Genomic DNA, 25833 nt, shown 5'->3' with positions numbered 1-25833 from the left:
GGTTTTACTCCAAAACAATCCGGACCTTTTTTGGATCATTACCCCGGGTGAGCTCGTCAATGTATTCCTCAAAGCGTCTTTTCAGCTCCGACGGAGTTGCCGGGCCTCCCGTTAATTGGAGGGCGTTTTGCAGGTCCTGCATCCTGAAGGGGATCTTCACAAGGCCTGAAAGGACTTCCCTTAAAGCCTGGACAAAATCACTGCTTAGCGGCTCCGGCAGTTTTCGGGACACAATAAAGGTTTCGAGCAGTTCCCGGTCTTCCGGTTTGAGCAGGGCCATATTGTCCTTGGTGATTGGGTCTTCCAGGTTGTCAAGGATAGCTGCGGTCCAGCCTTCAAGCATCTTGTCCAACTGCTCTTCCATCTGGTCGATAATCAGGGCTCCGGCATTTCCTGCTGCTTCCACTGAGGGACGGAAACCACAGTGCGGGCAGACCGAACTGGACTCAAGCTGCTTTTCGGTCAGAGTAAAGCAGCTCTTTAAGCCTGCCAGGCGGTTCTGGAAATCAGTAAGTTGCTGCCGGGGCATCAGGTCAATCCCGGCCAGTTTGACCAGGGTCTGAAGCCGCGGGGCGTTCAGGAGAGTCACCTTACGCCTGTCGTCGCTGGCACCGAGACGGGCCTTTGTGTGCAGGGCAGTGTAGGCGACAATATAGTCTTTTTTGAGCTGCTGAAGCCGGGCCGCAATGCTTCCGGACTGTTTCGAAAGCGAGGAAAACTCTGCCTGCATCAAACTAACCTGAACATCCTGTCTTGAGGCCTTCATCCGGTCCACCCATTCATGCTCAGCGGGCAGCACCCCCTCGGCCGTGGAAAGCCAGGCTGCGGTCGGGCCGTGTTCCAGCACAAACTCGCGCAGGGAATCAAGGTCATCCAGCGCTTTCAAAGCTTTCTCATGAGAAGTGACCTCCTGAGCACTGTAGCGGAAATTCTTGAGTTTTCCGGGAGTGGAATAGGCCTGCAAAGACTCGAAAAACGTTTTAGCCTCGTCCAGCCCGGCCTGAGCTTTCAGGTCGCTTCCCGCAAGCAGGTCCAGGCCCCAGAAAGAAAGGCCATCCCGTAAAGTCTTCTGGGCCAGGACGATGCGTTCGACCGTCTTACCCACTTTCTGCTGGAGTTCCTGTACTGGGCCTTCCTTGCCCTGAGTGATAAGCTGCGCCAGGCCCGGGGTCATCCCGAGCAGTTCGAAGAGCGCCTTAAGCGCCGGAAGGTTCCATTCTTTGGGAAGCTCCAGGTGTTTGAACCGGGTCAGGTCATCCATGGAGGTGGCTGCAAGTTGCTGGAGTTTTGTGGCGTCGAATTTTACCCCCGGGATCGAAAGCACAACATCCCCGGAATAAACGAGTGCAGCCAGGATCACCACCGCCCATTCAGGCTCCAGCCTTGCAGCTGTAGGGTTCATGTATTCCAGACCGTGGTCGTCCAGAAGTATCTCGTTGTGGTTTACCACCTGTCCGGTGCCTTTGGCTTTGAACGCATCGAGAACAAAACCGGTGTATTCGGACCCTGAGGGATCAATCCTTTCTCCGTCAAGAAGCCCCAGGGCATCCAGAACGGCGGTAGCCTGCTTTGTGCGGCTCTGTCCGGCAATAGCCCGCAGGGCATCCTGAGCGGCCTGCTGCCGATTGTTGCCTGTAATAAGTATTGAAAAGGACGGATAATTTGGGGCCTGATCAGCGAAATGTGGGGCCAGGCAAACGCCTGCAATGCCGTTTGTAAGGTCGCGGAAGTTGAGGCTTTCCTGTGATCCCCCCTTTATGGATGTACCTTTCAGCCATCCGGGCATTGACCTACTGTGTCCCTGATAGGTCACTTCAAAAGCATCATTCATGTGTTTTTGCAGCCACTGGACCAGCTTCTTCAGAAATCCATTTGCTTTGGACTCGTAAGTGGCCTTCGCCTGTCCTGAAGATGTCCCGGCCAGGTCTATTGCGGCCGCATAGCTCCTGAGGACGGCCTGGAATTTTTCATCAGTATTTTTCAGCCTAAAAAAGACTTCATCACTTTTTTTCTCGTCCCTGAACCTGAGAGGCTCGTTTGGCTGAATGAAATAAATGTAAAAGTCTCGCTCCGGGACCGCTGTGGAGCGCTCATTGGGCGCCCCAAAAAACAGGTAACCTGCACGGGCTGCCCTGCGTTCCTGCCATTCCAGTTCATGCTGCCAGATCTTATAGCCGCTGGCATGGGTAGTATCCTGGCATTCCATCACCCGCCTGAGAGCTTCATAATAAAAGCTGTCCAGTTTCGAATCATCCAGGCTTTCGGCCCTTTTATCGATCAGGGCCTCAAAGTCATCGGTCTTCTTCAGATCCAGATAGAACTGGCGGTTTTCCAGATTGGATGAGATGAATTGCCCGCTTACAGTCTTATGAATTTCGCGCAGCACAGTTTCCACATGGGTCTGCAGGTCTTTTTCGGGTTCCTCGCTGCCCAGCTCGGCAATCATGGGATCGAAAAGGCAGAGGCTGTCCCGCAGTTCTTCCGGGGTTGCGCCAAGAGGTGAATAAATATCCCCAGTGGTAAGGCGGTGCACTGAAAGTGCATGGATCAGGCGCAGAGCCATTGGTTTGTAGGCGGGACGCGTGAAAGCCTGAAGGATGCGGGATTCCAGCACCTGGCTACATTTGATCACATCCCTGATTTCGGGAATAGAGCGGAAGGAGGAGTTCTGATTTAGTATATTCCAGTAGCTATCATAGGCAATCAACCCGGGCCGGTCTTCTGGTACCTCTTTATCCAGGACATCTTTCATACTATTGGAAAGAGTCTTCAGGACTTCACGTTTTTCAACCACAGTCACCCTTTCAAAGGTGTCAATGTAGTTAGGATGTACAGGGAAGAGCCGAACAAACTCGTCCATCTGTTCGTTGAGATTTCCATAAAACTTAGCAAAAGGAGTCAGGTATTCCCGGATCTTTGCCTGCTGTTCAGCTGTCTTCTTAAGCAGCCGTTCAGCCACGACAAATTTAACGTCACTGCGAGCAATCAGGACCTGTTCAAAGCGGTCTTTCACTCGGTGGATACTATCCGCAACAAAGGCGAAACGGGGGCTGTCAAAAATAGCTTCCTGCACCCCTGCCATAAAGCGGAAACGGAGGTCTTTACAGACTTCTCCAACTTCACGCAGGAAGTTCAGGTCAAGAATAATTTCCTGGTCCTTGCGGCTGCGCAGGTAATCGAGAAGTTCATCAACAACCAGAAGCAGACCCTGGTCCGGGTAAACCTTATGAAAAGCGGCCATCATCTCTTCGAAAGCTCGCTTGTGGTTGCTGATGGTGTCAGCCTCGGGGAAGATGTAATCCACATCAAATTTGTTGAGATTTTCTTCCAGTTCGGCAACCAGAATATCGCGCAGCGACATGGTTGTGGACCCAATCTCGGTGCGGATTACCTTGAACTTTCCGGCAATCTGTTTTGCGGAATCTGCCACCTCTTCATGACTCAGTTCGGCCAGCAGAGAAGCGTCTTCAGCAAGACTGGAGACCACCGACATCAGGTGTGATTTACCGGTCCCGTAGTTTCCGACAACCAGTATCCCTTTGTTGTCAACAGGCTGGTTAAACTGCAATTGTGGAAAGACAAGTCCCGTGAGCCTTTCCGCCATTTCTTCAGAAATGACATAAGTATTTACTAAATGGCGTGCGGCACCTGATTTGTCCGCGTCACGCAATTGGACCACCGACTCAATAGGATCGAACTGGATAAGATCTCCGTATTTCATTTTTTATTCGCCTCTCTGGTTTTTGTTGAATCGGCCGTTGCCGTGTTGTCCATCTTCACAATCAATGTATCTGTAATATTGTAAATCCTATATTCAGGATGGCTGGGTTCGGCGTATATGAGTTTTCCCTTCTCTGCCAGACCGTCCCAGGATGCAAGTACAGAACGATTTCTTGAAAGCCCCTGCAAGAGCTTCAATGGGTCTTGTTTCAGTTCTTTATCAAAAAGGATCTCAAGGTTGTCGAACACCAGGGTTAAATCTTCAGTGTCGGCAATCTCACCAAGAAGTTTAGGGAGGTGGAGAGCACGTTTCTTTGCTGTCAGGTCAAGCAACTTTTCCGATAGCTCTAAATTGATATTGATAACTGGAACCCCAAGTTCGGCTGCAACATCACGAAGGACAGTGGTTTTACCTGAACCAGTCTCCCCAACCAGCAGGACAAGCCGGTAATATAGACCTTCTGCCGTCTTCAGAGATTGTTTTACTTTGTCCTGAACCAGTTTTGTCATGTTCGCTCCTTATTTTACGATTTCTGGCTTTTCAGGCCAATTGGCTACCCCAGCGGGAAAACCATTCGTCCATCTTGTTCTGTTTGAATATCCAACGACGACTGATGCAATGGCCGAGCCTAATCCTTTAGGAATGCCAGTCTAATTAATTCTAGAATGTTCCTTAATTATATAACATGTTAAAGGTTTTGCTATTGGAGATTTGCAAAATCTTAATTGAAATATTTTTATAAATTATTTTAATACATGTATGATATTACTTTACTACAACTCATATTTTATAAAAACCAAGTGACTTGTAGATTTATATGTTATATGTTAGCTAATAAAAAAAGGGTATTTTCTGTGAGTCATTTATCATGCTGGAGAAAAAATACATATTCAACTTTTTTGAGTGTATTTACCAAAAGTCCTTCTTGAATCGATTTTCAATGACTTGCTCCCACTACCCAATTTTCTAGCCGGAAGGTAATTGCCTTGATTAAACCAAACCTTTTTAAGTTCCAAGCCCTATCAAATCCCCAAATAACTAACGGGAAAAACTAACCCCAAAAACCAATGGGGAAAATAGGTTATTATAAACCCAAACACCTTTACTACAGTAATATAATACTCAGATTTATCCATTTAACAATCTAAAAAGAGGCCCAGACCTTGGAGTTACAGTTTAACCTTAAAGCTTACTATAAGACCAGCGCGGACCCGGCCCCTGCAAAGGAAGCCGTGGCAGCTTTTTTCGATGAGGCGAACAGGACCCTTCTCACAAAGGGGGCCCCGGAAGGGCAGGGAGCGAAAGTTTCCGAATGGGAGCTTGGAGAAGACAAAATTAAATTTACCATTGAGTCCGGCAAGTATGTGCGGGTGCATGACGCGGCCATGAGGCTCAGGAAGCAGCTTGCGGAGATCCTCGGGAAAGAATATAAGATCGGGATTCGGGGGACCGAGGTTGAGGAGTTCGAAATCCTTTTGCCCTCCGAAAAAGAGCTGAAGGCAATGAAGATCCCTTACGTCAAGTCGATGGAAAACATCGACGGTGGGGTCAGGCTTTTGCTTGAGGTTGGAGAGGCCGAGATGAAGAACAGGGTGCCGGACCGGATCCTGACTCTCCTTGAGGAGAAAATCGAGGCCTTCAAGTACGGGGCCAAGGCCGAGCATTGGAACTTACTCTGGCAGAGGGAGCCTATGGAGCACTCCTGCTCGGAAGACCCCACTCAGGCCATGATGAGAGAAGGATGGCTCAAGAGGGGAGCCAGCCGGGGACAGTGGATCCACGGGCCACAGTCCACGAAGATCTTCAGGACCTTTGAGAAAATCGTCTTTGATGAACTTCTTGAGCCTCTCGGGTACAGGGAAATGATCTTCCCGAAACTCGTGCCCTGGGAAGTCTGGATGAAATCCGGCCACGCCAAGGGAGTCTATCCTGAAATCTACTACGTCTGCCCGCCCGCGACCAGGGACCCCGAGTACTGGGAAGAGGTAATCGACCACTACAAGGTAACCCACGAGGTCCCGACCTCCCTTATCAAGGAAAAGATCGGAGACCCCATAGGCGGCATGTGCTACGCTCAGTGCCCTCCCTTCTGGATGTACTTAGCAGGCGAAACTCTGCCCAACGACGAAGTTCCTATCAATGTCTTTGACAAATCCGGCACTTCCCACAGGTATGAAAGCGGCGGGATTCACGGGATCGAAAGAGTGGACGAATTCCACAGGATCGAAATCCTCTGGCTCGGCACAAAAGATCAGGTAATCCAGGCCGCAAACGACCTGCACGACCGTTACATGCACATCTTCAACGATATCCTTGACATCGAATGGAGAAAGGCCAGAGTAACCCCCTGGTTCATGGCCCAGGAAGGCCTCCTCGGCCTGGCCGAAGGAAACATTGTAGGGACCACCGACTACGAAGCCTGTCTGCCTTACCGTGGCAAAGACGGGGAATGGCTTGAGTTCCAGAACGTCAGCATCAATGGGGACAAGTACCCCAAGGGCTTCAACGTCAAACTCCAGTCCGGAGAAGACATCTGGTCCGGCTGCTCCGGCGTCGGGCTTGAACGCTGGGCAGCTGTATTCCTGGCTCAGAAAGGACTTGACCCGGAGAATTGGCCGGAAGAGTTCAGGAAGAGAGTGGGCGAAATGCCGAAAGGCATCCGCTTCCTCTGATTCCCCATTTTTCCTTTTCCTTTTCCTTTTCCTTTTCTTTTTTTGTTTTGTTTTTCCTTTTTTGTTTTGTTTTTCCTATTTTTTCCTGTTCATTTCTCTGTTCATTTCCCTGTTCATTTCCCTGTTCATTTCCCTGTTCATTTCCCTGTTCATTTCCCTGTTTTCATTTTTGTTTTTCATGTCCCGGCTCGGACCGGGCTAACCGATTAGTATATATAAGGAAAGGATGAGTATAGAGGGCCAACTAACTAGTTAGAATCCACAAGTTTCTGAACAATTTCTGATCGTTCCGAACCATATTTTTGATTGCAGGATCGGAGCCTTTTCTATCTGAACTGCTGGCAGCTCTATGGGGATCAGAGAGCTCATTTTCAGGATTTTTGGATTTTTATGAAAGGTTAAAACCGCTTTACGCTCGTCGTTTCAGGATAGGGGATTCAAAAGAATTCTCGAAAGATCTGGCATGAAACATACCGGACAGAAGCAAGGGCTTTCGGCAGGTCTCTCAAATTTATTAAGACTTTTTTTTAAGAGGTCTTAAAATATCAGCTTAAAATATTTATTAAAATCTTTATTAAAATAATTATTAAGAATCTATATTCGGAGGCATAACTTGGCACGAAAGAAAATACAAAGAAAACTTGACAGCTGGAAGTCAAAGGAATGGTTCAAGATCGAAACTCCTGTTTACCTTAACAGAGTCATCGTTGGAGACACCATGGCAAGCGACGTGAGCAAGCTCCTCGGGCGCACCGTTGAGACAACCGTTGGTGAACTCACAAACGACATGAGCAAGAACAACACCAAGATCCTGCTCAAAATCGACAACGTCGTCGGAAACATCGCAGGCACAAGCCTGGTCGGGCACGAACTCACAACCGACTACGTCCGCTCAATCGTCAAGAGGCAGACCTCCAGAATCGACGCAAACATCGATGTCAGGACCAGAGACGGATACATAATCCGCGTAAAGCCGGCCTGCTTTACCATCAAAAGAGCTCGCTCCAGCCAGATGAAGGCAATCCGCGAACTCATGGTCCAGATGGTCAAAAAGAGAGCATCCGACCTCAACTTCGAAGACTTCATGCAGGAAGCAATCCTCGGCAGGCTTTCAGCAAACATCTACAGGCAGGCAAAGGCCATTTATCCCCTCAGAAGGGTCGAAATCAGGAAGACCGAAGTCAAGGTCACACCTGCAGCCAGAGCCGCAAGAAATGCAGGTAGAACTGCAGGCAGATCTGGATCCAAATCTGTATCCAAACCTGTATCCAAACCTGTATCCAAACCTGTATCCAAACCTGCAGTCGAACCTGCAGTCGAACCTGCAGCAGTTTGAGTACTCATAGTTCACTCTTTTGTATCTAAAGTAAGGGTGTTTGCTGACGGGCAAAACACCCCGAAACACCAATTTCCCGAAACACCAATTTCCCGAGTTTCGCTACCCGAGTTTCGCTTCGGGATCACAGGAAATCGAAGATTTCCTGGGAGTTGCACTGCAAGTGCAACAGCACGAGGTCCGTTTCGCTCGCTTCGCTCACTCAAGCAGACTAAAAAAAGCTGGAACAACCTTAAGATTGTCTTCCTGCATTCTTTTTCCGTGTGTTCCGTGTGTTCCGTGGTTTGAATTCCTACACCAAACACCATCTTACACAAAAACACAATATGTATGAGTATAAAGCAATTCCCTAAATAAAATATGAAGTTATATTTTTACCATTCCTTAACTTTTGATGGTTCATTTGTATTCGGTTGATATTATTTTAACCAACGGAATGAAGCCTTAAGCACCTTTTTTCTATTTTTTGCTAATTTTTAAAATTGACCGGCAGATCAACGTAAAGAACCACGGATAGACACGGATTTAGGCCATCCGTGTTCATCTGTGTTAATCCGTGTTTTATCGCTAAAACACATTGAAATTTGATCCTAAAAACGTCAACCGATAAACAGTGGACTATCAAAAAATTTATCCGTCTTCCAGGCCCAGGTGCTTCAGGAGGTGGTGGTAGTATTCCGGGGTCATCCTGTTGTAAAAGGCTCTGGATACGACCTCGTTAAGGGCCGGGTGGATGTCCATACCCCTCATGATCGGGCCAAAATCGCCCGAGGGTGTGTACATGAGCGGGATTATCTGGTGCATGAGGACTGAAGCCTGCGGGCCGATTATGTGGGCCCCGAGGATTTTTCTGCTCCGTTCTTCCAGGATTACCTTTATGAAATAGTCCCTGGCCTCCATGGCCTTGCCTTTTGCGGTCTCCTCAAAAAGCTGGAAACCTATGAGCACTCCGCCTTCCCCGTTTTTCCCGTTTTCCCCGTTTTCCCCGTTTTTCCCATATCCTCCGTACTCTTTCAGAGCCTCCTCTTCTCTCATCCCCACGGCTGCGACTTCCGGGTACGAAAAAACCGCGTGGGGTATTGCGTGGTAGTCTACTTCCACCTTTTCTTTCAGGATGGCATTTCTGTATACCACCCCGGACTCGTAGTTTCCAACGTGTTTGAGCAGGTATTTCCCGTTTGCGTCTCCGAAGGCCCAGATCCCGGGCTGAGAGGTTTCGAGATAACTGTTTACGGAAATCCAGCCTTTTTCGTCCGTTTCAATCCCGACTTTTTCAGGGTGCAGGATATCCGTATTGGGACTCCGGCCTGTTGCGACCAGGACTTCTTCAGCCGTGACCTCGATTTTTTCGCCTGATGTCCGGTCCTGCGCAACAACCGTTTTTCCTCCGGGGCCTTTACGAACTTCCAGAGCTTCATGGTTCGTAAAGATCCGCATGTGCTCCGACATTTTCCGGGCAGCCAGGAGGGAGACCTCGGGCTCTTCCTGCGGAAGGAAATGCGGGTTTCTTCCAATAATTGTCACCTTTGAACCCATGGCCGAAAAAAAGTGCCCGTATTCGGCTCCTATGTAACCTCCTCCCAGAATTACAAGACTTTTCGGGAGCTCGTCAAGCTCAAGGATGGTATCACTTGTAAGGTAGCCGGTATCAGAAAGGCCTTTGACTGCGGGAATTGCCGGTTTTGAGCCCGTGCAGAGGAAGATCATATTGGACCTGATTGTTTCTTCTCCCACTTTCAGGGTATAGGGGGAAACAAACTCCGCAGTTTTTGGGTAGTAATCAATTTCGGGGGTGAGGGAGAGTCCTTCCCTGATCATCTCGATATCCTCGGAGATTTTGTCCTTCATTCTTTTCATAATTTTTTGAAAATCTATCCCCTTTATCTGTACATCTATCCCGAATTCCTTTGCGCTTTCAATATCCCTTACAAGCTCGGCGGGATAGAGCAGGAGTTTGGAAGGAATACAGCCCCTGGTCAAACAGATTCCCCCGGGGTCGTCCTTATCGATAACCGCGATTTTACTCTTCGGATTTGCATCCAGAATGGCATTGACATAGTTCATCCCGGAACCTGTGCCTATTACGATCAGGTCATACTCTTTCATATTTTTCCCCTTCAACTTAACAGATGATCATTATCATTAGAAATACTGGAAGGACCAGTATTGAGATACGGGAATATTGGAATTGGGGCCGGTTATAATTATGCAATGGGTTTTTTCAGAAAGTTTTTTGAATATGACGAGCCTTTATTCAATTCGAAAATATTCAAAATATTTTTTGATTTTGAACTTTTCAAATATTTCTTTCCATTTTCACTGAATTTTAAAAAAAAGAATTCATTTGGGTAATTTTTTATTGAAGTAGACGACTAGATATTTATAAGCCAAATCCTATTCTCTATAGTCCTTTCAAAAATCATCTTTAAAAAAACAAAAGAAGTCAGACGATGGACAGAGCTGCCCTTGCAAATGAAAATAAAAACACCGGATCAGGACTTACGCTGAAATACACTATTTATCTCCTGTTTATCCTGCTTGCCCCTTTCCTCGGGGCCCGTATCTTATTCCTGCTAACTTTTGTTTTTCTCCTGAGCCTGAAATTTTTGGGAAAAACTTCATCCCGGACCTGGAGCATGAAGAACCTTGCCTTTTCCACGTCCGTTTTGCTCCTTATATCCGTACTTTTTGAAGGGCTGGCTTTTCCATTTCCTCTTTATATCGTGCTGGGCGCTTTTGCCATTTCTGCCATCGGAGAACACGTTTCTTATTTTAAGGAAAACCGCAGGGCTAAAAAAGTTCCTGCTTTTGAAAATTCTCCCCCTTCCGGTTCGGCAGTAAAGGTCGAAATAAAGGAAGAAGTAAAAGAGGAAGTAAAAGAGGAAGTAAAAGAGGAAGTAAAAGAGGAAGTAAAAGAGGAAGTAAAAGAGGAAGTAAAAGAGGAAGTAAAAGAGGAAGTAAAGGAAAAGGGTTTTTCCTTTTTACGGAGCTCCGCTTTCCTGGGCCTGCGCATCCTTGCCGCTTTTCTTGCGGCCTGCTGGGTCATCCACTGGCAGAACCTGTCGGTTTCCTACAACCCTGTATTCTTTATCGCAGTCATAGGGGCCGTAACAGGCTCGCTCTTTGAGTCCATCCCCTCTAAAATTGACCGCAATATCTCAGTTCCGCTCGGAGCGGGCATGACCATGTGGATTTTCGAGGAGTTCAGGTACTGGGTCCCTCCTGAAAAAATGCTTGTGGCCCTGGGCTTTTCCCTGCTCCTGGGCTGCCTGGCGTACAGGGCAAAGATAGCCGACATCTCAGCTCTCCTGAGCGCGGCTCTCCTGGGCTTGCTAATTATCGTTTTTAGCGGGCTTTCCTGGTACGTGCTCCTCCTGGCTTTCTTCATCCTCGGGGGTGGCTTTACAAAGTATAAGTACAGCTACAAGGAATCCATCGGGATTGCCCAGGAGAAAAGCGGGATCAGGAGTTATGAAAACGTCTTTTCAAACAGCACCGCGGCCCTGGCCCTCGCGATAGCCTACGGGGTCTTTCCGGCACACGGAACAGCAATCATTTACGCCTACCTCGGGACCGTGGCTACCGCGACCGGAGATACCCTTGCAAGTGAAATCGGGACCACGGCAAAGGGTAGACCCCGGATGATAACAACTTTCAAACCGGCAGTTGCCGGGGCTGACGGGGCGGTTTCCGGCCTCGGAGAACTGGCCGCGCTTTTCGGTTCAGGCCTTATAGGGCTTCTCGCCTATGCCCTCGGGGTCACGGACGACTTTACCCTTTCAGTCCTGCTTACAACAGCGGGGGGCTTTTTAGGGACAAATGTGGACAGCCTGCTCGGAGCAACCTTCCAGAAGAGGGGCCTGCTTTCAAACAGCGGGGTCAATTTCGTGGCGACCTTTGTGGGAGCTGCGATTTCAGGGGCTCTTTATCTCCTGCTCGGCGGCTTCCTTTAACTTACCCGAGTTGCGCTACCCGAGTTCCGCTTCGGGATCACAGGAAATCGAAGATTTCCTGGGAGTTGCGATGCAATCGCAACAGCACGGGGTCCGTTTCGCTCGCTTCGCGAGCTCAAGCAGACTGAAAAACTGAATGACGTTAATCAATATTTTTTTACAGCTTTTCAACTGGTTGCCCCGGCTTTTCCTTTTCCTTTTCCTTTTCTTTTTCCTTTTCCTTTTACTCCAAGGACGCGTACTATCAACATGCTGATTTCGAAAAATATCACCATGGGCACGGCCACCATGACCTGGCTGAGGACGTCCGGGGGGGTGATTACGGCCCCTGCGAAGAGGAAGAGGATATAGATGTGTTTCCTGTAGGTGACGAGGGTTTCGTATTTTATAAGCCCGCTTCTTGTAAGGAAGGTGAGCACGATGGGAAGTTCGAAGATCAGCCCGAAAAGGGCCGTTGCTGCGGCTGCGAAGGAGATGAACTTGAAGATCGAGTAGGTCGCCACCGCTCCTGACCCGGCCGCGCTCAGGTAGAGGTATTCGAGGAAAAGGGGGAGCATCAGAAGGTAGGCGTAAGAGGCCCCGAGGGCAAACATGAAGATAACGGCCCCGATCAAAAGAACGACATGGCGGCGTTTTATGGAGATGGGATTTTTGACGGACAGGCGCTTTTTAAGAGACCTCCAGGTGTAAAATAAGACCAGAGGCAGGGCTATGAGCACCCCCAGTATAAAAGAGAGCTTGAGTTTGAGCATCATCACTTCAAGCGGGGTCACGTACACGAGTTTTGCCCCTTCGGGCAGGAGGTCTGTTTTCATTTTCTCGATTAAGGGGGCCGTAAGCTGGAAGGAGACCGTGACTCCCAGTAAGAGGGTTGCAGCGATTAAAAACAGCTTTTTTCGCAGGGTTAACAGGACAACAGTTAAATTTTCGATTGCTTCAGACATAGGTAGTACCTTTTCGGGAACGGAAAAATTATCAATCTTAAATTAGGTCTCCGGGGAATATATTCATGAGGATGACCGTTAAGAGGATAATTACCAGAGATAAAATATAGATACTTTATGAGAATATCTAATAAATAATAATTTCGATATTAATATATTTAATTAAGTGCCGTCTGGCAGGAAAAATGAAAACGCAGGACAAAAATGACCGGGGGCCGGATTTCCCGGAGGCCGCAAACAAGCAGATCCCGGTAAATCCGAAAAAACCGAAAGTTGCAGACAGCCGGGGGGCCGCAGATAGCCCCGCTTCCCGGCAGGGAGTTCCGGGAGACCTCGAAGAACCCTTCGTGGCTCACCTGAAGGAGCTCCGAAATCGGCTTTTTATCGTCCTGGTCTGGCTCTTGCTTGCGATGATGGTTGCTTACCCATTTTCTGAAAAAGCCCTGGCGCTTATATGGAACGAATTCGTTGAGCCAGGCGTGGACATGGCTGTTTACTCGCCTCTCGAATGGATCATTACCCGCATGAAACTCTGCCTGGTCTTTGCCCTTTCGGTCACCATCCCGCAGCTCCTCTACCAGCTCTACAGCTTCACGGGCAAGGGGCTTTATCCTCATGAAAAGAGTTTCCTGCGAAAAGTGGTGCCGGCCTCTTTCCTGCTCTTCGTCCTGGGGGCTGCGATTGGCTACTTCCTGGTACTGCCCGTGTTTTTCAGGTTCCTCATCGTTTACTCAGGCGACCTGGCCTCAGCCCAGCTCTCAGTCCACGATACTCTCTCAGCGGTTACGACCATCCTTGCGGGTTTCGGAGTAGTGTTTCAGCTCCCCTTGCTTGTGGTCTTTGCCGTGAAAATGGGGGTTCTCAGCTACGAGACCCTAAAGAAACAGCGAATTCTGGTCTACAGTGTTCTTGCGGCTCTATCTCTTTTCCTCTCCCCGGACCCGACCTTCATATCCCAGGTGCTGGTTGCGCTTTTGCTTGTGGTCCTCTTCGAGTTCAGTCTGGTCCTGGTCCGCTTCTTCTGAAATATTAGGAGGCAGGGAGGCCGGGCTTTTGCAAAAATTTTTATATTTGTTGTTGAATAATATAATGTAATGATAGGGTCCACTGAACTGATTGCAATACTCATAGCCGCACTCTTTCTTTTCGGCCCCCAAAAACTTCCCGAACTTGCACGCTCCCTCGGAAGTGCCTTCGGGGAGTTTAAAAAAGCCCAGCAGGCAGCCGAATTCGGGCTCCCGGATTTTAAGGTCCCGGCCCGGAATGGGAAAGGGGATGGCACCCCATCCGGGAGGGAGGAGGCTTCAGAAAGTGCGAAAGGTCCCGGAGCCGAGCTCAGAAGCGTGCTGGAATCCGGGCCTTCGGTTTCGGAGAGCGGCCTGAAGAAAACGTAAATTAACGGAAGATATACCGGGCACGGAAAAAAAAGTCCCCGGAAAATGTATCAGAAGTGAAATTTGAATATTCGTAGATTTATAACTGATCTGTGATAGTAATCTTAAACTAAAACGCTTAAATATTATAAGTAATTCCTGTTCATCAAGCAGATACATTCAAACAGCATTCAAGAATTATTAACAAGTTTTTTCAAAACCCTAATAACTCCACCATAAGAAAACGAAATTTTGAGGTATAAACCATGATTGGCGGATTAGGTCCCACAGAACTGATATTCATACTTGCAATAGTAATGGTCCTCTTTGGAGCAAGCAAGCTCCCGGAACTTGCCCGGTCTATGGGAAGTTCCGTAGGGGAATTCAAGAAAGCTCAGAAAGAATCCGAACAGTCCCTGAAGGAGTTTGAAAAATCCCTGAAGGAAACCCCTGAGGCAAAAACAAAGGTTCAGGAAACCGCTGAAAAGCTTGGCATCGACATAAAGGGCAAAACCGATGATCAGCTCCTGGACGAGATCCAGAAAGCGGCCGAAAAGCCAAAAGAAGTTTCAGAGCCCTGAAAACCGGTTTTGTAAAACCGGTCAGTTTCTTATTATATATATATATATATTTACATGTTTATATAATCATATCATTGTATAATTATACTATTATATCTTTATATATTTATTTCTTTTTTTTTTCCAGATCCTTCGCCGGAAAAGCCCCAGGCTCAAATTTTCCCTTCAATCCTTCCTGTACTCCCCCACAATAGGGATCTTTTCTCCGCACTTCGGGCAGGCCTTCTCAGGGGTGATTTCGTATTCTTCAACCTCGAAAAGCCCCCGCCGGATCAGGCGTTTTCCGCAGTTCGGGCAGAAGGTGCTGTCGTACTCGTGTCCAAGGACGTTTCCGACATAAACATAGTTCATCCCTTCCTCAGTTGCTATTTTATGAGCCAGCTCAAGGGTCTCGACCGGAGTTGGAGGAAGTTCCTGCATCCGGTATTGGGGATGGAAGCGCGTGAAGTGGAGAGGGGTGTCAGGGCCCAGGTTCTTATAGACCCACTGCGAGAGTTCCCGGAGCTCGTCCGGGGAATCGTTGTGGGTGGGGATGACCAGGTTTGTGATTTCCAGGTGGATTCCGAGCTCCTTTGCAAGAATGGAGGACTCGAGCACCGGGGCCAGTTTTGCGCTTACGACTTCGCGGTAAAATTCCTCGGTAAATGCTTTGATATCAATGTTTGCGGCATCAAGATAGGGGGCAATATGCCTCAGGGCCTCTGGGGTCATGTAGCCGTTTGTCACGTAGACCGTACCCAGACCGGCTTCTTTTGCAAGTTTTGCACATTCATAAGAGTACTCGTGCCAGATGGTGGGCTCATTATAGGTCCAGGCAATAGAACGAGAACCCGACATCAGGGCCCGTTCCACCAGTTTTTCGGGAGGAATATCCCTTACATAGGCGTCTTCCACGCAGGTCTGGGAAATGGACCAGTTCTGGCAGTGCCTGCACCTGAAATTGCAGCCGACCGTTCCCACGGAATATGCGAAAGATCCCGGATTAAAGTGGTAGAGGGGTTTCTTTTCAATAGGGTCCACGGCCTCACTCGATACCGTGCCGTAAATAAGAGAATAGAGATATCCGTCCCGGTTTTCCCGGACTCTGCAAATGCCTCTCTTGCCCGGAGCTATCCTGCACCTGTGGGAACAGAGCCCACACCTGACTTTATTATCTTCAAGCTTTTCATAAAACATGGCCTTGTGAATCACGTGAACTACCCCCACATGTCAGCCTTCGGCTGTCGTGTTAAACCATAGGTTTAACAGGAGTTTCTAATTTTCAATTAGAAACATCGAGGAAGGGGCTTCCTGCTTCGTTCCCCGGAGTAATCTCCACGAGTCCACAGGCTCTTCCCGTCGTTCCGGCGGTGTCTCTTTAATTTATATCGCAAGTGCAAACTTTTTAATATTTATAGCTGCGTTTATGTCCCTATCGTGTTCGGTTTCACATTCTGGACATTTCCAGCTTCTAACATCTAATGTTATTTCCTTATTGTGGAACCCGCATACACTACAATTTTTAGTAGAAGGTTCCCACTGGCTTATCCGGATTACTGTTTTCCCGACATTTCTGGCCTTGTACTCCAACTTACTCACAAAACCACCCCACGCAGCGTCATTTATAGCCTGTGCAAGTTTATGGTTCTTTTTCATGCCAGCAATGTTTAACGATTCTACCGCTACAGCTTGGTTCTCGCTTATAAGGTCATTACTAACCTTGTGCTGAAAATCGTTTCTTTGATTGCTTATCTTTTCATGAATTTTTGCAAGTTTTAGTACTGCTTTCCTTCGGTTCTTTGAACCTTTTCCCTTTCTGCTGACTCTTCTTTGAAGAGTTTTGAGCCTTTTAAGAGAATTTTTAAGAAATCTTGGGTTCTCGATCTTTCCCCCGGTGGAAATTATTGCAAAATCTTTTAGCCCTACATCGACGCCTATTGTAGTACTTTCAGAATACTCTTGAACTTCTGGATATTCTTCTCCGTCCTCGGTTAAGATGCTTACGTAGTACTTACCAGTGGGCGTTCTTCGGACTGTTGCAGTTCTAAAAAACTTCGAATTTAAGTTCTTTTCTATTATGGTTTCCCCATTGACTAGCGTTTTTTCAATGAGGTTATCCATAATTTCAGGACTTAATAGTTCCCGATGGATTTTAATTTTCATCCAGCCTATTCCCGGAAAAAATATCTCTGAGGAAGTGAGATTAATCTTGTAATTCTGGGGCACCTTGAATGATTTTTTAGTGTCCTTCTTTGATTTCCTTTGTGGGAATCCGTTCTGGCCTTTGAAAAATCTTGTATATGCATCTTGCAGGTTCCTTCTGGCCTGCTGCAATGACTGTGAATATACTTCCTTCAACCATGGATATATTTCTTTGAGAACCGGAATTAGCTTATCAAGTTCTGTCAAAGATATATTAATTCTAAATTTGTCATAGAAAATTTGCTTGTACTCCAGAAATTTGTTGTAGATGAATCTGGAACACCCTATATGTTTTTCAATTAGCGTTCTTTGTTCATCATTTTCCGGATAGATCCGGTACACAAGCCCCTGTTTCATGCAAACTACTATATATCATTAATATCATATAAAGATACTCTTTTACATTGGAATATGTTTAAACCGGCCCCGGTAGGCTTGACGCATTCATCTCCCACCTGCCAGCCTTCGGCTGTCGTGTTAAACCGTAGGTTTAACAGGAGTTTCTAATCTTCGATTAGAAACATCGAGGAAGGAGTCTTCTGCTGTCTGAGATAAATCCCCATTAACTGATTATTTTTAAAGGATAATAATGCGGCTCTTCGCTTTTTTACATGGGTTGCAAATAATTGTTTAGTTACAAAGTTACCAGATAGAAAGGAAAACATGAGTCTTGCATGTTTTTTTGCAAAATAAGTGGTTTTTAATTTTATATATGTCGATCTCACATTTAGGACGTGAACGTAAGTTACCCATTCGAAGTAGCGAAGAGCCAATAATGCTTACCTTTGATTTCCTTTCTATCTCCAGAACTTGTTAGGTTCCTGGAAGAAATCCTCTTTGCCTGCGTCGGGATAATCAGTCGCAATTTTTATACACATTCACACACATTTTGTATTATTAACAATTGTATCTGCTGTAAGTAATTTCCGGAGGATTGTTTATATACTATGCTAGAAAATAGGATTCTGAACAATGATCTTTATAAAAAAATCAGTAAAATGGATCTCAACAGAAAACCGAAGCAATATGCGGCCTTTCTGAGTTGTGGGAAGCTCTATATTAAACTTAAATTCGGACTTACTTTTAAATTTATATCCTAACCTTTGCCAGAAGTAACATCCAAATTTATTCAAATTCACTTCCGAATTTACACTCAAACTTTTATTCAAATTTACTTCTAAATTTTCGAGATAACTTATATTAAAATTTACATTTGAACCTGTGAGGACATTTATTGACCTTAAAATAACTGGAGGAATCATCTATTACCCGGGAGGAAGCCTTTCAAAGAGGTCTTAAGCTGCTTAAAAGTAAAAGGTATGCAAAAGCCCTCAACGTCTTTAACAAGATCCTGAACCAGGACCCGCACGACACAGGAGCCCTGTACAATCTGGGACTTGCCCAGCTTGAACTCGGAAAAGGAGAAGATGCCCTTTCCTCTTTTGAAGCAGTCCTTAAAGAAGACGTCGGGAATTCCGAAGCCTGGGCCCGGAAAGGTCAGGCCCTGTTTGCTCTTTCAAAGCCGGAAGCAGCTCTGGAAGCCTTTGACCGGGCTCTCGAAACCGGGCCTGCCGACAGGCAAGTCCTGTATGAAAAAGGGCTCTTGCTTGCCGAACTGGACCGGGAAGAAGAGTCCCTCTCCTGTCTTGAGGCTACCCTTGAACTTAAAGAGGACTTTATCGAGGCCTGGTACGCAAAAGGAACCGTTCTCGGGAAAGGAGAAAGGTACGGAGAAGCCCTGGAAAGTTTCAAAAAGGTGCTCTCCCTTGCCCCTAAACACAGCGGAGCCCTTTATTCCAGGGGCCTGGTCTTTGCAAAACTGGAAGAATACGAAAAGGCTGGAGAGTGCTTTGATGCGCTTATCCGGGCAAACCCGAAGCATACCGGGGCCTGGGACCGGAAATGTCTTATCCTCTCAAAACTCGGGAAAAAGGAAGAGGCCCTGAAATGCCTTGAAACCTTTATTAGAAAGTTCCCGAAGCATGAACCGGCCTTCTATAACAGAGGAATGCTTCTCCTGGAACTCTCCCGCTTTGAGGAAGCCGAAAAGGCCTTTTCCGGGGCTCTCAAACTCAAGCCGGAAAACAGGGACGCCTGGTTTATGAAAGGCTCGGCCCTCTTCAAACTCCTGCGCTTAAACGAAGCAATCAAGGCCTTTGACGGGGCCATCCGGCTTGATCCCGGTTATCTGAAGGCCTGGGACTGCAAGTGTCAGGCCCTCATGCAGCTCGGGGTCTATGATGAGGTCCTGGAAGCGTTTGATTCCCTCCTGAAAATTCACCCGGAACCCGGAGAAATCTGGTACAAAAAGGTTCCTGTTCTCCTCAAACTCGGCCGCCTGGAGGAGGCCTCCGACGCCCTGGCCCAGGTAACCGGTTTGCAGCCAGGAAACAGGGCTGCCTGGGAAGAGAGGGGAATCGTGCTCGCAAAAATAGGTAAGTTCGGGGAAGCCCTGGACTGCTTTGACCGGGTGCTTGAGCTTGACTCTAATTCTGATTTTGATTCTAATTCTGATTCTAATTCTGACTCTAATTCTGATTCTGACTCTAATTCTGATTCTGACTCTGATTCTGACTCTAATTCAGACTCTGACTCTAAATCTGCCGAAATCCGGAAAAAGAAAATTCCCCTCCTTATAAGGCTTAAAAGGCTTGATGAAGCCCTGCTGGCCCTGGAAAGCTGCCTTGAAAAAGAGCCTGAAAACCCGGATCTGCTCTACCAGCAAGGGCTCGTCCTTCTGGAATGTAAAAAGTTCGAGGCTGCCCTGCCTACTTTTAAAAAACTGGTCGTACTCCGGCCGAAATACGAAAACGCCTGGCTGAACCAGGGCTTTGCTTTTTTCTCCCTCGAACGTTATGACAGTGCCCTCCGGAGTTTCGAGGAAGGGGTCAGGCTCAACCCCTATCTTGAAACGAGCTGGAACAAGAAAGGGATAACCCTGAACAGGCTGGGTAAATATGAGGAGGCCCTCGCCTCTTTTGAAGAGGCCCTGAAACTTAGCCCCTCCTTTGAAGCCGCCTGGAAAAACAAAGGGCTTGTCCTGCTTGAACTGGATGAATATGAAAGGGCAGAGGAGGCCTTTGCCGAAGTCCTGAAAACGGAACCTGAAAATACGGACGCCCTTTACAACAGGGCAATTGCCTTTTTCAAGCTCGGGAAATTAGAAAAGGCTCTGGAATTATTCGAAAAGGTCCACGCCTTTGCTCCTGATTTCTCCGACCTCCGTCACAACCTCGACCTGGTCCGGTCTGAGCTGGAAAATGATAAAAAAGGCCAGGAAGTCCTGGAGAGCCTCACGGCAAGAACGGAAGTTGGAGTGGGAGTTGGAGTGGGAGTTGGAGTGGGAGTTGGAGTGGGAGTTGGAGCCAGAGTCGGGACCGGGGGTGATGAAGGGGCCCTTGCCGCAGGAAGAGGGCCCGAAGCTCTCTGTGAAAAAGGGAAACTTTCCCTGGAGCTTGGAAAATATGAGGAGGCCCTGGAAGCTTTTGAAAATGTGCTCCGCCAGAAACCCGAGTCAAAAACCGCCTGGTATCGGAAAGGGCTTGCTCTCCTGAAACTGGACCGTTTTGAGGCCGCGATAAAGGCCTTTAACGAGGTCATTATAAGGGACCAGGATTACGACGAGGTCTGGACCCACAAGGGTTATGCCCAGATGAAACTCGGGAAATACGCCCCTGCCCTCGATAACTTTGAAAACGTCCTCAGGGAAAAACCGTACTCGGAAAAAGCCTGTTACTACAGGGCCCTGACCCTGCAAAAGTTGCAGAAACTAAAGGAAGCCGCATCTGCCTTCGAGGCCACACTCCGGCTGGACCCGGACCTTACGGAGGCCTGGAAAAACCTGGGCCTCTGTCTCTTTGAACTCGGGCAGTATGAAGCTTCTCTGGAAGCTTTTGATTCCTTCCTGCAAAGCGAACCGGAGGACATCTCTATCCTCTCAAGAAAAGCCCTTGTCCTCCAGAGGCTGGAAAAATACGAAGAAGCTGCCAGGACCTTTGATAGGCTTCTGGAACTTGACCCTGAAAACCCGGACGTGCTCTATAACCTGGGGACTGCCCGTTTCGAACTCGGACAGTATGAGGAGGCTCTCTCCGCCTTTGAAAAAATCAAAATGGAAGAGGGAGAAGAAGGAAGAGAAGAAAAGAAAGCGGGAGAAAGGGAAGAAAAGGAAGAAAGGGAAGAAGGACCTTCAAAGACCCGGAAAATCCTCTACCTCGAAGGGCTCGCGTTCCTCCGCCTGGGAAAGTATGAAAAGGCCCTGGAAAAACTAACGAAACTGGCTGAGAAGGACCCGGCAAGGGCAGAGGCCTGGTACCACCGGGGCCTTGCACTTTCCGAATTGGGGAGGGATGAGGAAGCAGCCAAAAACTTTGAAAAATCTCTGGACTCTTCCTTCCCGGACGCCCCCTACCGGCTGGGACTTGCTCTCTTCAAACTCGGAGACTGGGAGGCCGCGGTCAGGGCCTTTGATATGGCTCTTAAAGCTGAGCCTGCGAAAAAAGAATCTGAAATTCTCAGGATGCGGAGCCTTGCTCTTCTCAAACTGGAAAAATACGACGAAGCGGCCCCGGGTTTCAGGGAAGCTCTATCCACCGACCTCGTCAATAAGGACGCTCTTTCAGGCCTCAGTACAGCTCTCTTCGAACTCGGGAAGTATGAAGAAGCCTTCTTGATCCTTGAAAAGCTCCTCAAGCTGGCTCCGGACCTGGAAGAGGCCTGGTTCAAAAAAGGGTTTGCTTTAAAGGAAATGGGAAACGATCGGGAAGCTGCGGCTGCCTTTGGGACCTTCCTCCAGTTAAAGCCCGGCTCCGGAGAAGCCCTTGAACTGAAAGGAGATTGCCTGTTCAGACTCGGGCAGTATGAAGGGGCAATAGAAGCTTATGAGGCCTTCCTGAAAAAAGAACCCCGAAACGCCCGGGTCCTGTGCAGGATGGCCCTTACTTATTTCAGGCTGGGTTATTTCGAAACAACTCTTTCTGTCTTTGAAAAAGTCCGGGAAATAGAACCCGAAAAGCCCGGCCTTTCCCGCTATACGGGATTTGCCCATTTCAAACTCGAGCAGTATGAAAAAGCCCTGCAGGCCTTTGAGACCACACAGGTTGACTGCGAAAAGGATCCCGAAGTCCTCAGGAAAAAAGCCCTTGCCCTTTTTGAACTCGGTAAAATTGAGGAAGCGGCCAGGGAATTAGAAAAATTTGCTGAAGAAACGGCTGAAAAAACTGTGAAAAATGATGCAGAAGAAACTGCGGAAGAAACTGCGGAAGAAACTGCGAAAGCAGCAGGGGAGACGGAAGGCAGAGGTGACGGAAGTCCCTCGTCCGAATACACCGGGACCCTGCAAAAGTTTAGCGATGCTCTGATTAAACGTGGAAAGTATGAAAGTGCTCTTTTCCTGCTTGATAAACTCATAAAGGAAAGTCCGGAATCAGGAAACCTCTTCAATAAAGCTTATGTGCTGTTCAGGCTCGGAAAGCCCGAGGCTGCCCTTGAGATATTTACCCGGCTCCTGGATAAGGACCCCGGTATCGAAAAGGCCTGGCACTTCAGGGGGCTGGCCCTGCAAAAGTTGCAGAGACTGGAGGAAGCCGTATCCTCCTTCGAGGCCGCACTCCGGCTGGACCCGGACTTTACAGAGACCTGGAAAAACCTGGGCTTCTGTCTCTTTGAACTCGAACGGTATGAGGCTGCTCTGGAAGCTTTCGATTCCTTCCTGAAAAGCGAACCTGGAGACCTCTCTGTCCTCTCCGGAAAAGCCCTTATCCTCCAGAGGCTGGAAAGGCATGAAGAAGCTGCCGGAACTTTTGACCGGCTTCTGGAACTTGACTCTGAAAACCCGAATGTACTCTATAGCCTGGGGACCGCCCGTTTCGAACTCGGACAGTATGAGGAGGCCCTCTTTGCCTTTGGAAAAATCAAAAAGGGAGACAGAGAAGAGGGAGAAGAAAAGGAAGAAGAAAGAGGAAAGAAAGAAGGAGAAATAGGAAAAGAGGGAGTTTCAAAGTTCAGGAAAATCCTCTATATGGAAGGGCTTGCATTTCTCCGCCTGCGGAACTATGGAAAGGCCCTTGAAAAACTCACGGAACTGACAGAGAAGGGACCTTCGGGAGCAGAGGCCTGGTACCACAGAGGCCTTGCGCTTTCCGAACTCGGGAGAAATGAGGAAGCTGTCGAAAACTTTGAAAAAGTCCTGAAAATCCGTCCATCTTTTCCAGATGCCCCTTACCGGCTCGGACTTGTTAGCTTTAAGCTTGGAAACTGGGATGCAGCGGTCAGGGCTTTTGATCAGGCCCTTGAAGCTGAGCCTGCGGAAAAAGAGCCTGTGGAAAAAAAATCTGAAATTCTCAGGATGCGGAGCCTTGCCTTCCTCAAATTGAAAAAATACGAAGAAGCGGCTCCGGGTTTTAGAGAAGTCCTGGTCCTGGATCCGGCCTGCACGGAAAGCCTTGCCGGGCTTGGCACAGCTCTTTTTGAACTTGGAAAATACGACGAAGCCGTCCAGGCCCTTGAAAAACTCCTTGTACAGGACCCGGAACGGGAAGATGCCTGGTTCAAAAAAGGGTTCGCTTTAAAGGAAATTGGAAAGGACCGGGAAGCTGCGGCTGCCTTTGATACATTCCTCCGGGAAAAACCCGACTCCAAAGAGGCCCTTGAGCTGAAAGGAGATTGCTTGTTCAGACTCGGACAGTACGAGGGAGCAATAGAGGCTTATGAGGCTTTCCTGAAAAACGGCCCCCGAAATATCCGGGTCCTGTGCAGGACGGGACTTGCTTATTTCAGGTCAGAGAATTTTGAAAAAGCCCTCTTCGCCTTTGAAAAAGTCAGGGAAACGGAAGCCGGTAAATCCGGACTTTCACGTTATACGGGATTTGCCCATTTCGAACTCGGACAGTATGAAAAAGCCCTGCAGGCCTTTGAGGTCGCGGAGGCCGAAGACGGGAAGGATCCGGAAGTCCTCAGGAAAAAGGCCCTTGCTCTTTTTGAGCTCGGAAAAATTGAGGAAGCAGCCAGGGTACTGGAGAAATTTGCAGAAGAATCTGCGAAAGCAGAAGAAATCGCTGAGACAGAAGGGGGAGCGGTAGGAAGAGAAGGACAAAAAAGTCCTAATTCATCCGAATACGCCGGGACCCTGGAAAAGTTTAGCGATGCCCTGCTTGAACGCGGAAAGTATGAAAACGTCCTTTTCCTGCTTGACAAACTCATAAAGGTAAAACCGGAATCAGGAAAAGCCCTCTTCAATAAAGCTTATGTCCTGGCCCGGCTCGAAAAGCCTGAAGCCGCTCTTGAGACATTTACCCGGCTCCTGGATAAGGACCCCGGCTTTGAAAAGGCCTGGTACCAGAAAGGGCTTGTCCTCTTCTCTCTTGAAAGGTATGAAGAAGCCCTGGACGCTTTTGAAAGGGAGATCTCAAGGTTTTCTTTATGGGGAGAGATCGGAGAAGATAATGAAAGTTTGGAGAGGGAAGGAGAAGATAACGAAAGGTTGGAGAGGAAAGGAGGGGGAGGAGAAAAAAGAGGAACAATCAGAGATACAGAGGTGAGCGGCATCTCCTTCCTTCCCTACGACCTCGAAAGCGGGCCTGCACCGGCCCGGTCTGTTGGTCCGGGAGCCCGGGAAATGGAGGACGCCTGGATTAAGAGCGGGCTCTGCCAGCTCCAGCTCGAACGCTATGGGGCTGCCCTTGAGATCTTTGGCACAATCCTCGCGCAAAAACCGAAAGATCCTGATGTCTGGTACAGCAAGGGGCTTGCGCTTCGGGGGCTCAGACGGGACTCGAAAGCCGTGGAAGCTTTTGAGAACTGTCTGGAACTCAGGGCTGATTTCGGGGCTGCCTGGCTGCAAAAGGGGCTTTCCCTGCTCGGGCTAGGGAGATATGAAGAAGCGGCAGAGGCTTTTGATTCTGTGCCTTCCCGGGATCCGGGGAAAGCAGATGCTCTCTACAGCAGGGCTTTTGCCCTTTCCAGGCTCCAGAGGTTTGAAGAAACTTTCCAGGACCTTAAAAGGCTGCTTCTGCGTTTTCCGAAGTTTCCGGACCGGACGGAAGCCTGTTGCAGGCTCGGAGCTTCCCTGATGGAACTTGAACAGTATGAGAAGGCCCTGAAGGCTTTTGAAAAGGTTCTGGAGGTCGAACCCGGGCACAGAGAAGCTCTTTACAGCAGGGCTGTCGTGCAATTTTCCCTTGAAAGGTATGAAGAAGCTGCGGCAGCTTTTGAAGACTTCCTCAAAAACTCTCCCGAAACTGCCGAGGTCTGGAACTACCTTGGCCTTTGCCAGCTTGAACTCGGAGAGGGGGGGTTTCCGGAAGAGGCCCTTGAGTGTTTCGAAAATGCCATGGCCCTGGACCCGGAAGACGAGGGCGCCCTTTACAACCAGGCTACAACCCTCTTCAAACTGGACAGCCCGAAAGAAGCCCTGGAGGCATTTACCCGGCTCCTGAAGCTTTCTCCTGAAAACACGGATGCTCTGAACTACATGGGGGTGGTGTACACCAGGCTTGAAAAGTACACGAAAGCTCTGAAGACCTTTGACCGGGTGCTTGATAAGGATCCCGAAAACATAAAAGCGATCTATAACGTCGGGCTTGTCTGTTTCAAGCTGAATAATTATAAGACTGCTGTAAAAGCCTTTGAAGAGGCCCTTGTTCTGAACCCCTGGCACGCTCAGTCTCTTAAGTTCCTGGGAATCTCTCTTGCAAAACTTGAGGAATATGAGGCAGCCCTGAAAGTTTTTGACAAACTTCTCAGGCTCAACCCTACCGACCCCTCGGCTCTTAACTACAGGGGCGTGGTCCTTGGAAAAACAGGAAAATTCAGGGAAGCCATCCAGGTTTTTGATAAAATCCTGCGCATGTACCCCGACCTTGCCGGAGCAAAGGAGAAACTTGAGGTCCTGAAGAGCCTGGAAAAGGAAGAGGCCCATTACTGAGGAATTTTGGATCCTGAAAAAGTCAGATAAAGAAGAATTCAGCCCTGGACAAGACTGCAAACCAGAAATTGAGGATTGTTTCTAAAACATCCTCCGAACCTTTTTTTCCTATAAATATATGATTGTTTGGAAATATAAATTATAGATTA

At 48.2% G+C, this 25833-nt stretch carries 12 protein-coding genes and 1 pseudogene; 7 read left to right on the top strand and 6 right to left on the bottom strand.

Annotated features, from left to right (window positions below; translation table 11 throughout):
* Positions 1–4: 4 nt before the first annotated feature.
* Both ACZ5QV_RS01650 and brxF read right to left on the bottom strand, forming a co-directional pair.
* Positions 5–3721 carry a DUF6079 family protein gene (locus ACZ5QV_RS01650; RefSeq protein WP_464600931.1) on the bottom strand — a complete coding sequence of 1239 codons (3717 nt, stop codon included), beginning with the start codon at positions 3719–3721 and terminating at the stop codon, positions 5–7.
* Positions 3718–4230: a BREX-3 system P-loop-containing protein BrxF gene (brxF, locus tag ACZ5QV_RS01645; protein WP_464600930.1), complete on the bottom strand. Its 513-nt coding sequence runs from the start codon at positions 4228–4230 to the stop codon at positions 3718–3720. The genes ACZ5QV_RS01650 and brxF overlap by 4 nt, the downstream gene beginning before the upstream one ends.
* A gap of 654 nt (positions 4231–4884) precedes the next feature.
* Here brxF and ACZ5QV_RS01640 point away from each other — a divergent pair.
* Together ACZ5QV_RS01640 and ACZ5QV_RS01635 are read left to right on the top strand one after the other, a co-directional pair.
* Positions 4885–6393, top strand: a complete 1509-nt coding sequence (locus ACZ5QV_RS01640) for a serine--tRNA ligase (RefSeq protein WP_464600929.1) — start codon at positions 4885–4887, stop codon at positions 6391–6393.
* Positions 6394–7006: 613 nt separating this feature from the next.
* Positions 7007–7603: pseudogene (locus ACZ5QV_RS01635) on the top strand (30S ribosomal protein S3ae); the annotation flags it as partial.
* Positions 7604–8359: 756 nt separating this feature from the next.
* On the opposite strand, the gene ACZ5QV_RS01630 reads toward ACZ5QV_RS01635, so the two are convergent.
* Positions 8360–9835: a dihydrolipoyl dehydrogenase gene (locus ACZ5QV_RS01630; protein ID WP_464600928.1), complete on the bottom strand. Its 1476-nt coding sequence runs from the start codon at positions 9833–9835 to the stop codon at positions 8360–8362.
* Positions 9836–10179: 344 nt separating this feature from the next.
* Here ACZ5QV_RS01630 and ACZ5QV_RS01625 point away from each other — a divergent pair, with 344 nt between their 5' ends.
* Positions 10180–11682, top strand: coding sequence for a TIGR00297 family protein (locus ACZ5QV_RS01625; RefSeq protein ID WP_464600927.1), 1503 nt, complete (start codon positions 10180–10182; stop codon positions 11680–11682).
* Positions 11683–11849: 167 nt separating this feature from the next.
* On the opposite strand, the gene tatC (ACZ5QV_RS01620) is transcribed toward ACZ5QV_RS01625, so the two are convergent.
* A complete protein-coding gene (gene tatC, locus ACZ5QV_RS01620; RefSeq protein WP_464600926.1) occupies positions 11850–12626 on the bottom strand; it encodes a Sec-independent protein translocase TatC in 777 nt (258 codons plus the stop codon).
* A 185-nt stretch (positions 12627–12811) separates the two neighbouring features.
* On the opposite strand from tatC (ACZ5QV_RS01620), the gene tatC (ACZ5QV_RS01615) reads away from it, so the two are divergent.
* The 3 genes from tatC (ACZ5QV_RS01615) to ACZ5QV_RS01605 all read left to right on the top strand — a co-directional run bounded on the left by tatC (ACZ5QV_RS01615) (position 12812) and on the right by ACZ5QV_RS01605 (position 14580).
* Complete coding sequence (gene tatC / locus ACZ5QV_RS01615; protein ID WP_464600925.1) at positions 12812–13651, top strand: twin-arginine translocase subunit TatC; 840 nt, start codon at positions 12812–12814, stop codon at positions 13649–13651.
* Positions 13652–13720: 69 nt separating this feature from the next.
* Positions 13721–14020 carry a twin-arginine translocase TatA/TatE family subunit gene (locus tag ACZ5QV_RS01610; RefSeq protein WP_464600924.1) on the top strand — a complete coding sequence of 100 codons (300 nt, stop codon included), beginning with the start codon at positions 13721–13723 and terminating at the stop codon, positions 14018–14020.
* Positions 14021–14265: 245 nt separating this feature from the next.
* Positions 14266–14580 carry a Sec-independent protein translocase subunit TatA/TatB gene (locus tag ACZ5QV_RS01605; protein ID WP_464600923.1) on the top strand — a complete coding sequence of 105 codons (315 nt, stop codon included), beginning with the start codon at positions 14266–14268 and terminating at the stop codon, positions 14578–14580.
* A gap of 165 nt (positions 14581–14745) precedes the next feature.
* Here ACZ5QV_RS01605 and amrS read toward each other — a convergent pair whose 3' ends face one another.
* Positions 14746–15771, bottom strand: a complete 1026-nt coding sequence (gene amrS / locus ACZ5QV_RS01600; protein WP_464602142.1) for an AmmeMemoRadiSam system radical SAM enzyme — start codon at positions 15769–15771, stop codon at positions 14746–14748.
* Between the two features lie 171 nt (positions 15772–15942).
* On the bottom strand, positions 15943–17103 hold the full coding sequence (locus ACZ5QV_RS01595) for an RNA-guided endonuclease TnpB family protein (RefSeq protein WP_464600922.1): 1161 nt from the start codon (positions 17101–17103) through the stop codon (positions 15943–15945).
* A gap of 907 nt (positions 17104–18010) precedes the next feature.
* On the opposite strand from ACZ5QV_RS01595, the gene ACZ5QV_RS01590 reads away from it, so the two are divergent.
* Positions 18011–25684, top strand: coding sequence for a tetratricopeptide repeat protein (locus ACZ5QV_RS01590; protein WP_464602141.1), 7674 nt, complete (start codon positions 18011–18013; stop codon positions 25682–25684).
* Positions 25685–25833: the final 149 nt, after the last annotated feature.

The organism is Methanosarcina baltica, from assembly GCF_055394095.1.
This window is presented reverse-complemented; position numbering and strand designations above follow the sequence as displayed.